At 40.5% G+C, this 12,806-nt stretch carries 11 protein-coding genes; 6 read left to right on the top strand and 5 right to left on the bottom strand.

Features of this window, described 5'->3' with window-relative positions; translation table 11 throughout:
* Positions 1-83: 83 nt before the first annotated feature.
* Positions 84-1,112: a nucleoid-associated protein YejK gene (gene yejK / locus H5202_RS11600; RefSeq protein ID WP_182751032.1), complete on the top strand. Its 1,029-nt coding sequence runs from the start codon at positions 84-86 to the stop codon at positions 1,110-1,112.
* A gap of 541 nt (positions 1,113-1,653) precedes the next feature.
* Positions 1,654-2,601, top strand: coding sequence for a magnesium/cobalt transporter CorA (gene corA / locus H5202_RS11595; protein WP_011637944.1), 948 nt, complete (start codon positions 1,654-1,656; stop codon positions 2,599-2,601).
* A 177-nt stretch (positions 2,602-2,778) separates the two neighbouring features.
* On the opposite strand, the gene H5202_RS11590 is transcribed toward corA, so the two are convergent.
* Positions 2,779-4,029: an HD-GYP domain-containing protein gene (locus H5202_RS11590; protein ID WP_182772213.1), complete on the bottom strand. Its 1,251-nt coding sequence runs from the start codon at positions 4,027-4,029 to the stop codon at positions 2,779-2,781.
* A gap of 115 nt (positions 4,030-4,144) precedes the next feature.
* Between H5202_RS11590 and H5202_RS11585 the strand changes: the two genes are divergently transcribed.
* Positions 4,145-4,840: a 2OG-Fe(II) oxygenase gene (locus tag H5202_RS11585; RefSeq protein WP_182772212.1), complete on the top strand. Its 696-nt coding sequence runs from the start codon at positions 4,145-4,147 to the stop codon at positions 4,838-4,840.
* A gap of 70 nt (positions 4,841-4,910) precedes the next feature.
* Here the strand turns inward: H5202_RS11585 and H5202_RS11580 are convergent, their stop codons facing one another.
* Entirely contained in the window at positions 4,911-6,263 is a 1,353-nt protein-coding gene (locus H5202_RS11580; protein WP_182772211.1) for an ATP-binding protein, read from the bottom strand.
* Positions 6,254-6,928 (bottom strand): response regulator, encoded by a 675-nt coding sequence (locus H5202_RS11575; protein WP_182772210.1) that lies wholly within the window; start codon positions 6,926-6,928, stop codon positions 6,254-6,256. The genes H5202_RS11580 and H5202_RS11575 overlap by 10 nt, the downstream gene beginning before the upstream one ends.
* Positions 6,929-7,169: 241 nt before the next feature.
* On the opposite strand from H5202_RS11575, the gene H5202_RS11570 reads away from it, so the two are divergent.
* From H5202_RS11570 to H5202_RS11560, 3 genes are read left to right on the top strand one after another with little or no spacing between them, the layout of a single operon-like run.
* Complete coding sequence (locus H5202_RS11570) at positions 7,170-8,024, top strand: putative selenate ABC transporter substrate-binding protein (protein ID WP_182772209.1); 855 nt, start codon at positions 7,170-7,172, stop codon at positions 8,022-8,024.
* Entirely contained in the window at positions 8,024-8,701 is a 678-nt protein-coding gene (locus tag H5202_RS11565) for an ATP-binding cassette domain-containing protein (protein WP_182772208.1), read from the top strand. Before H5202_RS11570 ends, H5202_RS11565 begins: the two co-directional genes overlap by 1 nt.
* A gap of 57 nt (positions 8,702-8,758) precedes the next feature.
* Positions 8,759-10,276, top strand: coding sequence for a PhnE/PtxC family ABC transporter permease (locus H5202_RS11560; RefSeq protein WP_182772207.1), 1,518 nt, complete (start codon positions 8,759-8,761; stop codon positions 10,274-10,276).
* A gap of 222 nt (positions 10,277-10,498) precedes the next feature.
* Here H5202_RS11560 and H5202_RS11555 read toward each other — a convergent pair whose 3' ends face one another.
* Both H5202_RS11555 and H5202_RS11550 read right to left on the bottom strand, forming a co-directional pair.
* Complete coding sequence (locus H5202_RS11555; protein ID WP_182772206.1) at positions 10,499-11,176, bottom strand: LysE family translocator; 678 nt, start codon at positions 11,174-11,176, stop codon at positions 10,499-10,501.
* A 201-nt stretch (positions 11,177-11,377) separates the two neighbouring features.
* On the bottom strand, positions 11,378-12,688 hold the full coding sequence (locus tag H5202_RS11550) for a cation:dicarboxylate symporter family transporter (RefSeq protein ID WP_182772205.1): 1,311 nt from the start codon (positions 12,686-12,688) through the stop codon (positions 11,378-11,380).
* Between the last annotated feature and the right edge of the window lie 118 nt (positions 12,689-12,806).

Here is a 12,806-nt window from a genome sequence, read left to right as displayed (position 1 = left end):
AACCCTTGTTCGATTTATACGGTTGGTCTGATATCATTCTTTTTTAAAATAACATCTGCGACAGACCAGGATTAACAAGGCTTATGAGCATTAGTATTGAGCAAGCAATTATTCACGAAATTTCTCAAGACAGTCAGGGACAAATGCGTTGTCGTTTACGTCCGCAACCGTTGTTAAATACTCACGCCGTTGAAACCATGTTAGAAGAGTTACATCAAACCTATTCGGGTAAAGCGGGTAAGGGTTTTGGTTTTTTTGGTACCCATGGCGATGATGGCGAAGCCAACAGTGAATTTTCTGATGCTCTGACCGGTTATCGTAAAGGCGATTTAGGTTTTGTTGAGTTTAGCGGTCAAGCTAGCCAACTGTTACAACAAGAACTGGCCAAGTACGATTTTAGCCAAGGCGGTTTTTTGTTGATGTCTTGCTACACCAGCATGACCAGCGACTATTTATTTGTGGCCTTATTAAGCGCTAAGTCGTCGATGACAGTATTAGATGATATGGAATTGTCGCAAAATAACCATTTGGATTTAAATAATATTCAGTTAGCGGCGCGTATAGACTTAACTGAGTGGCAGGCAGATAAAAGCTCTCGTAAGTATATTTCGTTTATTCGTGGTCGTGCTGGTCGTAAAGTTGCTGATTTCTTTTTAGACTTTATGGGTTGTGTCGAAGGCGTGAATACTAAGGCGCAAAACAAAACCTTGATCCATGCGGTTGAAGATTTTGTCGCGGGCAGTGAGTTAACCAAAGATGAACGCCAAGGTTGCCGTAACAAGGTATTTGAATATTGCTCTGAACGCGCTGACGCGGGTGAAGTGATTGAGGTTAAAGATTTAGCCGATGAGTTAGCGGATTCTGGTATGGATTCATTTTACGATTTTGCTTGTGGCGGCAGCTATGAGTTAGATGAAGAGTTTCCAGCCGATAAAGCCAGCTTACGCAGCTTGAAGAAGTTTTCAGGTACTGGCGGCGGGGTGACATTGAGCTTTGATGGCGGCCATTTAGGTGAGCGGGTTATTTATGATCCAATATCTGACACGATTTTGATTAAAGGCGTGCCAGCAAATTTGAAAGACCAATTGGATCGTCGCTTAAAAGGCGAATAACATAAGCTTCATTGGTTATGCGTCTACAGCGTCCTATTTGGGCGCTTTTTTATGAGCGAAGATAATAACGAGTCTAGGTTTAACGCGTGTTATGCTTTGGTGGCTTAGCAAGCGAACAGACTTAACATGTTATTGAATCGTCGTTTAGCATGGCAGTTGTAAAATTTAATAGCGTGCAGAGTGTTACTGATGATAGTTAAACTGAACTCGATGCTGACTTTTTACATCAATAAACCGATGATTAAACATGGTCAGTGGCTATGAACGTAAACGGTTTGGTGTGGATATACCCAATGGCTTAGTTCGGGGCTTTTCTTTCACAGAATCTTGCAAACAATTCAGTAAATTATGCAGTAAATTGTCTAACAAATTGTCTAACAAATTATCTAACGAAATATCTAACAAAATATATGACTGGTACGGTTTTTGGCGCAGTTGAATATTTTACTTTTCATTCATTTGTAGTTGAGTAAACTAGCGCCACTTTTTGAGTGTTTTTGTTTGTTATGTTTGTAATAGCCTAACGGACTTTGGGGGAGCGATGATCACTGCATACGCCTATCAAAATAGAGAATTAATCACCACCGAATTGAATGTGGGCGATAAAGTCCCTGAATCAACCTTGTGGTTAGATTTATTAAAACCCGATGATGCAGAGCGTCAATGGTTGAGGTTGTTCTCTGCTGAAGAAGTGCCCGACGAAGAAGATATTAAAGAAATTGAGGCTTCGGCGCGTTTTTATCAAAACCAAGACGGTTTACACATTAACTCGTTGTTTCCGCAACGGGTGAGTTCCGATGTACGTGCGGTTAACGTGTCGTTCAACTTACGTGAACGTTTTTTGCTGACAATGCGTGAAGAAGATGTCGGTCTTATTCGTTTACTGCGTAATTACCTACGTTTAGGCCGCTTGGATATTACCACTCCGCAAGGCTTGTTGTTAGAGCTCTTTACTTTGAAAGTTGATTATCTATCTGATTTAATTGAAGATATTTATAGTATTTTAGAAAATGTTGGCGAGCAAGTATTTAATGACGAAGAGCTTGATGGCGTTTTTAAACTGATCACTTTACAAGAAGATTCTAACGGTAAAATTCGATTAAGTTTGTTGGATACTCAGCGATCATTGCGTTATATGCAACGTTATTATCGTGACCGATTATCGGATGAAAACTTGAAAGACATTCGTGAGATGCTATCTGATATTGAATCATTGATGCCACACAGTCAGTTTATATTCGACAAGTTACAATTTTTGCTTGATGCGGCGATGGGCTTTAGTGGCTTGCAACAAAACAAAATCATTAAGATATTTTCGGTGTCGGCGGTAGTATTTTTGCCCCCTACGCTAATTGCCAGCAGTTATGGGATGAACTTCCATATTATGCCAGAACTCGATTGGCGCTTTGGTTACCCTATGGCAGTGGCATTAATGTTAGCCAGTGCAGCAGGAACCTACTTTTTCTTTAAACGGAAAGGTTGGTTATAGCGGCAACTTACCGCACAAAAAATAACGCCATCAATTGTTGCCGATTGATGGCTTTTTTTATGCCTAAAATACTTGAGCTGGGTGGGAGTAGGTCGACTGGAATAGTGTTATGTAATTCACTCATTAATGAGATGAAATAGACTATTCAATACTGCTTAATTTATCTATGTCACAACACTAGTTTTGACCAATGCCTATGCTGATTTGTTCTCTAGGATTGAGGTATTTATGGATTTTTTCTGGCAATGCTGCGGCAGGTAGACTGCGGACAATGCTCAGGCCTTCATCTTGTAAACTAATGATGGGGGCTAAATCTTTTGGCACCAGTTGATCGTAAACCACAATATTGGGGCACAATAGCTTCTGTAAGTTTACCGACATAACCATGGCAAATTGGCCACTGGATAATTCAATAATACTGCCCGGCGGATAAATTCCTAACATTTTGATTAACTTGCTAATGTATTCAGTATTGAGTTTGTTTTTATAGTTTTTATATAGCAAACCCAAGGCGATACTTGGCGGTTTTCCCTTGGTTTGGTTGGTGCCATTGCACAAATTATCGTATTCGTTAACCACAGCAATTAACTGAGAAAGCTTGTCTAATTTGTCGGCTTTGAGTCCTTGTGGGTAGCCACTGCCATCTAGAAATTCGTGATGATTAGCAATTAATGGTTTGGCTTCGTCTGGAAAACTGTCAGCGAGTTTGAGAAAGTTAATGCTCATCAATGGGTGTTGTTTAATAAAGTTTTCTTCTGGCGTGGTAAGAGGCACTCGTTTGTTGAGGATGTTGCTTGGGACTTTGAGTTTACCTATATCGTGAAATAACCCACCAATACCGATAGCTTCAACTTCTTCGCGGCTCCAACCTAGCTCTTTTGCCATTAACATACATAACATGGCGACGTTAAGTGAATGGTGATAAATATGCTCATCATTTTTAGCATCGCCCATTAAATGTAAGGCTAAATTATCACTATTGAGTAGCATGGTGGTCATGTTGCTGATGAGGTCTTTCGCTTCTCCCACCGCATTGAGTGGTCGGCTACTGATTTTAGACACCATTGAGCGCATCATCGACACTGAGCGATTAAATTGTTGTTCGGTTTTCTTTAAATCTCGTTTGAGCTTTTGTTGCTCATCTATTTTGGCCGACTTCTGGCTGATCATTTGTTCTTTTAGCGCGTTTAGGGCCTGTTCGTCGGGTTTTTGGGTATTTGCATTCTCAGACGTTACAGGTTCAACATCACTTTTTTCGGGATCAAAAAAAACATCTTTCAGGCCTAAGCCCTTGATAAGTTCGATTTGTGCAGCATCTTTAATTTTAAAGCTGCTAAACAGAAAAGGGTGGTCTTTCCACGAAATAGGCAAGCGGATAAAGGTGCCAACTTCTAATCGCTCTACAGAAATTTTTTGGTTTTTTTTCATATTCAATCGACAGTTACTTTGAAGAACAATGAGCTATGTTGTGTATTGCCCTTTACAGGCACTTTAATTGCGTGGCAGCATACTACTATAAATTTATTAACAATAGTTATTCCCTATGGATTTTATTGAAGTATATCCCAATGCGATAAGTAATGATTTATGTGATCGTTTAATCGCGGCATTTGAAGCGCATCCTAGCGTGGGTCCAGGCCATACAGGCTTTGGTGTCGACATCGAAAAAAAGCGCAGTCGTGATTTAATGTTAGATGCTTTTGAGGATTTAGCCGAATTAAAAAATGAACTGTTAACGGCGACGTTTACTCATATTAGCGATTATTTTACCCAGTACTCATTAACGTTAATGGGGGCAGTGTCTGTGCAAGTGACTGATGAAAATGGTCAACCACAAACCTTAACACCTGATAATTTTGAGGCTCTGGGTCAACCAAGAGCCGCGGCATTAACTAAGTATTTGTATCGTAGTGGTTCTATTAATGTACAGCATTATCAGCAAGGTGTAGGTGGATATCCGCATTGGCATTCAGAGCAGTTTCCACAGAATGGTCATAATGAGGCGCTTCATCGGGTGGTGCTATACATGTTTTATTTGAATGATGTTGAAGAGGGCGGCGAAACGGAGTTTTACTATCAGCAACGTAAAATAAGCCCGAAAAAAGGTACGATGGTGATAGCTCCTGCCGGTTTTACTCACAGCCATCGTGGCAATGTACCCATTAGTAACGATAAGTACATTGCGACTTCTTGGGCGATGTTTAATCGTGCAGAGCAACTGTATGCGCCATTAAGTTAGTGATTACTGTTGAGTAAAACCTGATGTGGCTTTATATGCTCATTTAATGGATGACTTTTTTACGGCGTGCTTATGCCGTTGCGGGGAGCTGAATAACAAAAGCGGCTCCGCCAAGCTTGCTAGTGTCGATTGTCATCGTGCCACCATAGCTACTAACGAGCTCATGGCATACTGCTAAACCAATTCCTTGCCCGGGTGATTGAATGTCGGCTCTCATGCCGCGTTGGATTATTTTTTGTTTAATGGCGTCGTCTACACCGGGACCGTCATCTTCAATACTGAGCTGGATGAGATTGTTAGCAAGGGTAGTTGCGCTGATCATGACGCTATTGCCACATAAGCGAAATGCATTTTCCAGCAGATTTCCCAACAGCTCCATCACGTCGCCTTTACTGAGTGGTAATTGTAATAAAGGTGATATGTTTAGGGTGAATAAGACATGTTTATCGCGGTAGATTTTATCGAGCATTTGGGCAAGCTGTTGGGCAATCGGTGCGATAACGGTTTGTTGCTGACGTAAACCTTGTTGGCCTAACATGGCGCGTTTGAGTTGATACTGTACCAAATGATCCATGTCGTTTATTTGTTCTAGTATTTTTTGATGCTGTTGCTCACGATCTAATGCGTCATCGTCAATGATGGCAATGCTGGCGGCGAGACGCGTTTTTAGGCTATGAGCAAGGTCGTTCATGGCATTTTGATAACGAGTTTGACGTTGGTCTGTTTGGTCCATAAGTTGATTTAATGCTGTAGTGATGCCTTGTAATTCAACGGGGTAATCTTGTGATAGGCTTTTTTTACGTCCTTGTTGTAGCTGTATCAACTCTTGTTTCAGCTTCGTTAACGGCCGCATTCCCCAATAGGCAGCACTCACTAACAGTAACAATGCAATCGCCATTACCATTGCCAATCTAAAATAAGTGAGTCGGTTAAATTGGCTTAGTTCAGTTTTCAGTGCGGTGGCGTCTTTTAAAATCAATAGATGATATATTTCGGTTTCAACGTCAATGCTGAGCAAGTAAGCAAAGTAGCTTTGTTGGCCATTAAAATTGAGGTAGAAAGGCGGTAAATCATCTTTTATATCAAGATATTGTTCACAGATGTTATTCAAGTTTAAGCTGATAGCGTAGTCAGAACGCCATAAGGTGTTATAGCTACTATTACAGGTAGCCATAATGTATTGCGTGTCGACATCATCACCTTCACGGGCTTGGGTGATAGGGATTAAATTGTTTTCGCGAAACTCTGCGGCAATGATGGGTAATTGGGCTATTAAGGCGCTGGTGGTTTGGTTATAGCGGTTTTGGGCATGGAGCAAGGTAATTAACCAAGCCAGACCAAATCCTACTAACGCAATAATACCCAAGGAGGTTAAGAACATCCTTGTAAGCAGACGTTTTTTAGGTCGTAATGTTAGTCGCATGGGTGGTTAAATTTATATCCTTGGCCGCGAAGGGTGATAATAGACTGTTCAATTCCACCTTGAGCAAGTTTCTTTCTTAATCGGCTGATCATCACTTCAATGGTATTGGGGTCGCCTTCTTTGTCGGCATAGACCACATCAAGTAAACGCTGTTTAGCGACAACCTCATGGCAATGACGCATCAAGTATTCCAGAATAAGGTATTCAAAGGCGGTAATGTCTAATGGTGTTTGGTTGAGTGTTACGTGTTTTGCCGCGACATCTATTTGCAGAGCTCCGCTGGTGATGGTTGAGCGAGCAAAACCACTACTGCGGCGCACTATGGCGTCAAGTCTGGCGATGAGTTCTTCTTTTTGAAATGGTTTAACTAAGTAGTCGTCTGCACCTGCATTGAGCCCTTCGACTTTATCTTGCCACGTTAGTCTAGCGGTTAAAATTAGAATAGGTGCTTTAACATCTGCATTACGCAGCATTTTGATTAGGCTTATTCCATCTTGATCGGGCAAACCCAAGTCAATAATGGCAGCATCAATAGGATAATTAGTGGCTTGATAAAAACCTTCTTTTGCGGTTAATGCCACTTGCACTTGATTGCCTTGATCTGATAACTGAACCTGTAAATGGTGTGACAAAAGAGGGTCGTCTTCAATAACCAATATGCGCATATTTCATCCTTGTGGAACCATCACTTTATGTTAAATGTGCTAGGCCAATATTACTCTACAAGTTGGTGAGGTTAAATATCAAACAAACTATTTATGGTCGGTATATTAAAACTTACTACCATAATGCCAATAACGTTAATTATTTTTACTCACATTTATGCACTGAGTGGGCTTAGTCGATGTAATCAAGTATCAGGTAAGTTAGAATAGCGTCATTGACCGACTAACTTTTAAGATTGAGATGAAATTAACACATTTATTATCGGCTAGCTTTTTAAGTTTATTTTCGACAGTTGCATTAAGTGCAACGTTTACCTTTACTGCTATCCCCGATGAAGATGAAAGCCAGCTTCGTACTCGTTTTGATAAAGTGGCTGAATATTTAACTGAGCAGTTAGGCGTGGAAGTGAAATATATTCCGGTAAAGTCATATTCTGCAGCGGTAACAGCATTTCGTAATAACCAAGTTCAACTAGCTTGGTTTGGTGGTTTATCGGGTGTACAGGCGCGTCGTTTAGTACCTGGTTCTGAGGCTATTGCTCAAGGTTTTGAAGATCAGTATTTCAAGAGTTATTTAATTGCTCATAAATCTACTGAGATTGCATCTTCAACTAATTTTCCTACATTGAATGATTATACCTTTACCTTTGGTTCTAAAGACTCAACTTCAGGGCGTTTAATGCCACAGTATTTTATTGAAAAAAATACCGGTAAGCCAATTGAACAGATTTTTAAACGCATCGGTTTTTCTGGTGACCATAGCCGTACTATTAGCCAAGTAGAAGCGGGTGTTTATCAAGTCGGTGCGGTTAATTATAAAGTATGGGACACTGCCGTTGAAAAAGGTGAAGTTGATACCAGTAAAGTGAAAGTGATTTGGGAAAGCCCTACTTACCCAGATTATCAATGGACTGTTCATTCTGGTGTTGATGAAACTTTTGGTGCAGGCTTTAAAGAAAAGCTGACTAAAACCTTAATTGGTATGACGGATAAAGATTTGTTAGCCAGTTTTCCGCGTGAGTCATTTGTACCTGCTAAAAATAGCGATTATGAGCCGATTGAGCGCGTGGCAAAAGCAATTGGAATGCTCGATTAATGTTGTCGTTGGTTGATGTTGATTTAGGTTATAACCAGCAAATTATTTTACCTAAAGTGAATTTGTCATTTAAGGTAAATGAGCATGTTGCTATTTTAGGTCCTTCTGGCGTGGGTAAAACCACGCTATTGCATCACCTATATCAACAATTGGCCGAGCAAACCTGCTTGTGCTCTCAAGCACAAGGGTTAGTTGATAACCTGTCGATATATCACAATGTATTTATTGGTGGTTTAGCACGTTATTCCCGTTGGTATAATTTGGCTAATTTGTTGTTGCCGTTTAATAAGCCGCAACAACAAATCGCTGCTATTTGCCAGCAACTAGAACTGACCGTGCCTTTGCAACAGAAAGTCAGTGAGTTGTCTGGTGGTCAGCGCCAACGAGTGGCCTTAGCCAGAGCGTTATTTCAACAACAATCAGTGTTTATGGGCGACGAGCCCTTTTCTGCATTAGATCCGCTAATGGGCTTACGATTACTAAACTTGATTAAGCAAACGCATCAGAGTGTTATTTGTGTGTTGCATGATGCCGAACTAGCGTTAGCAAACTTTGAGCGTATTATTGTCATTAGCGATGGCAAAGTAGTACTAGATGACAAAGCGAGCCAATTATCTCTGGCTCATTTATCACAGCATTATGCATTAGCCGATTTACCAAACCATTCAGTGGCATAAATATGAACATGTTGATGCTGCTAAGCGATTTATCTTCATTCTATCCCCGTTTTTATAATGCCTAAAATAATTACTCACAGTCGCTACTCTTTTGTAGGGCATTGGCAGAAAATCACTCTGTTGCTTTTACTCATGGTCTCCGTGTGTTGGTTTTTTGCTGATACCGAGGTGATTGCACTCGATCCTTGGTCTGAGCTTGGTCGCATGTGGCAAGGCTTTGTGCACCCTGACTTTTTCGCGACAGAGTATTTACTTGATGCGCTGTGGCAAACCATTAGTTTTGCGCTGCTTGGGATTACGATTGGGTTGCTATTGGGATTTCCATTAGCATTGTGGTATCAACATCCTGTAGTGGCGGCAATGTGTGCATTTATCCGTGCTATCCATGAGATATTTTGGGCATTGATATTCTTACAGATATTTGGTCTTTCAGCCATTACCGGTATTTTAGCCATAGCGCTTCCTTATGCAGCTACTTTTGCCCGTGTGTTTGCTGATATTTTACAGCAAGCGCCAATGCATACCTTATTTTCACTGCCTAAGGGCACCGATAAACTGTCGGCATTTATATATGGTCGATGGATGCACATGTATCCGCAGATTGTCGATTATATTCGTTACCGTTTTGAATGTGCGCTTCGTAGTAGTGCTGTGTTGGGCTTTATTGGTATGCCGACATTAGGGTTTTATTTAGAATCCGCTTTTCGTCAGGGGCATTATCAACAAGGCGGTGCACTATTAATCTTATTTGTGTTGTTAATTGGTAGCATACGTTTTTGGGCTAAACCGATAATGCTTTGGCTGTATTTACCGCTTGCTGTGTACTTCTTACCTCCCATTCCTGTTATCGACTCGCAACTTATTTGGCGTTTTATCAGTGTTGATGTTTTACCACCGATGCTTCAAGGACAACCCTTCTTGAGCTGGTTGGACACAGATAACCTGTCGAAACTCGTTAACTGGAGTTATACATTAATCAGCCAGCAAGTGTTTCCCGGGATGGTTGCTACCTTGGTACTGGCTTTTTGTGCTTTGGGGTTAACTCATGTGTTGACGTTGGTATTATTGCCTTTTAATACCCACTTGATGATGCCAAAAGTGGTTATTTTAATCATGAGGGCGGTGAATTTAATATTACGTTCATTGCCTGAATATTTATTGGCTTTTGTGTTTATGATGCTACTAGGGCCCTCGATGTTGCCAGCGATTATCGCGTTAGCGCTGCACAATAGCGGCTTGATGGTCTTTTTAATGTCACGTCAAGCTGACAGCATTAGTGTGCCGTTGACATACAAGCCTAGGATTGATCAGTACAGTTATCTAGTGCTACCTGCCATATACCCACATTTTATGGGACTGCTGTTTTATCGATTTGAAGTGATTATCCGTGAAACGGCTATCTTGGGCATGCTTGGGGTGATGACGTTGGGTTTTTATGTCGACAGTAATTTTTCTGAAATTCGCTTTAGTGGGGCATTGTTGCTGTTGTTTTTCACTGCGGGTTTGAATGTGGTTGTGGATTATTTAGCACGTCGATTATTGCATTATCCTCGCAATCGCTTACAGGCTTGCTAAACATAGTTGTGTTTGAGTCTAGTAGCTTGAAGTCTCACAGTAAACAATTCTGGGCGTTGCTAACGCCCGTTAAGTGTTAATCAATGTAGTATTAATCAATTTACTGGCAGCATTATCGCGAGTAACAGGCGTTACTGAATAACGTCGTCAAAACTTAGCCTATCAACTTGTTTTATATATTTAAATGCTTTTTTTATACAGCTAATTTTAACAATATTATCTTCAGACTTGGCTGATAATTTGATGAATTATGTTATTAGCAATAGTGACAGCAACGGCAATAAAAATAACCCCAACGAGTAAATCGATAATGGAATTGGCCGCGAGCATTTTTTGTTGTACCCGAGGTTTAGATAAAATAAGTGCGAGTAAGCTAAACCACGCCAATGACAACACAAATAATAATACCGTGGCAGCTATTTTAGTTGAGTGATTGACTTGTGGCGTGATTAATACAGAAAATAAAGTAATAAAAAAGATCAGCGCTTTAGGATTTAGTAGGTTGGTATATAGTCCAATTTTGAATCCTTTTAGTGACGATATTAGTGCAGCGTTTGCCACATTTGTTTGCATTGATGGAGTGTTTGAATTACGACGTTTGCTGATAATACTGGTTATAGCTGATTTTAACGCCCCATATCCCATCCATGCTAAATAACTACTGCCAATCAGTTGTACGGTCATAAAGGCAATATGAGACTGTTGTATCATCACACTGATGCCCATCAACGACAAAAAGGTGTGAATTAAGATAGCGACAGCAATGCCGAAGGCACAATAAAGTGCGGTTAAGCGTGTTTGCTGCGTAGCCATTTTAACGATAATGGCAAAGTCAGGTCCTGGGCTCATTAATGCCACAATGTGAATAACCGCTAAACCCGCCAATAAAGTCATGTCCATATATATTCCGTTTTTTATAAATTCAAGCTGGTGAGATTTTTGTTGATATCTATTTGTTGATATCCATTTGTTGATATCTATTTGTTGATATCGATGAGAACTTATTTCAATGTAAGTTGATGATAATGGCACATTTATGTAGGAAAAAGATAATAAAAAAGCGCTAAATTAGCGCTTTTTTATATAAGGTGAACTTAAGTGTTATTTTTTGGCGTTAAGCACTTGTTCTTCAAAGCTTTTGGCTGCTTTACCTGCTTGCGAATCGTTGAATACTTCTTCATTAAATTCGCCTTCTGATTTGGCAATGATCACGGTAGCTACAGCATCACCAGTGACGTTTACCGCTGTGCGGATCATGTCTAGCATTCTGTCTACACCAATAATCAAGGCAATACCTTCAACCGGTAAACCGACCTGATTTAACACCATTGCCAGCATAATAAGGCCAACACCTGGCACACCTGCCGTTCCGATAGATGCCAGAGTAGCCGTTACCACAACAGTGGCGTAATCCATGATACTCAGTTCAATACCAAATACTTGGGCAATAAATACCGTTGCTACACCCTGCATAATGGCTGTGCCATCCATGTTGAGTGTGGCGCCTAATGGCAAGGTAAATGAAGCGATTTTATTGTCTACGCCCATTCTATGCTCAGCCGTTTCAATGGTAACTGGCAGTGTGGCATTAGAACTTGCAGTACTAAAAGCAAACAGCTGTACGTCGCGAATTTTACGTAAAAACATTAACGGACTGAGTCCCGAGAATAGTTTTAGTAGAGTAGGGTAAACGATTAAACCTTGGATAAATAATACCGCAACCACGAGGAAGAAGTATTTGACAACACTACCGAAGGTTTCTAAGCCTAACGTTAAGCTGAGGGTCGCCATTAGTGCAAACACACCATAAGGTGCTAACTGCATAATTAAGGTAACCACGCGCATGATCACCTCATTTAAATCGTTAAAAAATGACGCTATACGTGTACCTCGTTCACCAATATGTGAAATAGCAAAGCCAAAAACAACTGCAAATAGGATAATCTGCAACATATTGCCTTCACTCATGGCTTGCATAGGGTTTGTCGGTACAATATTAATAATGACTTCAGACAGGCTAGGCGCGTCTTTTGCCGAGTATTCTAATACGTTACCGGCCAAACTCGCATTACCTGGATGGATCAATACTGCTGCTAAAATCGCAATAGTGAGCGCAATAGCGGTAGTGAATAAATAGAAGGATATGGTCTTGCCACCAAGACGCCCCAGTTTAGATGGATCGCTAAGGGAGCAGGTACCGCACACTAATGAGATAAATACTAAAGGTACGACGAGCATTTTTAAGCTTGAGATGAAGATAGTACCAATGACATGTAAGAATCCATCGGTAATGTACTCTTGAATAAATTGACTACCAGGGAAAAAGTTTCTTAATGCTAGGCCAAATATAATGCCTAATGCCATGCCAATTAAAATTTTGCTCGTGAGTCCGAGCTTGAATTGTTTACTCACAGAGTGTTCCTTTTCATCATATTATTTTATGTTTTTATTGAATGTGCTAAAGACTAGCAGGAATCAGCCTTTTAGGAAATGGCCATAAACTGAAAGTTTTCGCGGATAAATGGCGAAT

Origin of the sequence: Shewanella sp. SG41-4 (genome assembly GCF_014164505.1) — a bacterium.
Classification (GTDB): Bacteria; Pseudomonadota; Gammaproteobacteria; order Enterobacterales; family Shewanellaceae; genus Shewanella.
Note: the sequence above shows the minus strand (reverse complement) of the source record. Positions and strands in the feature narration are given on the sequence as shown.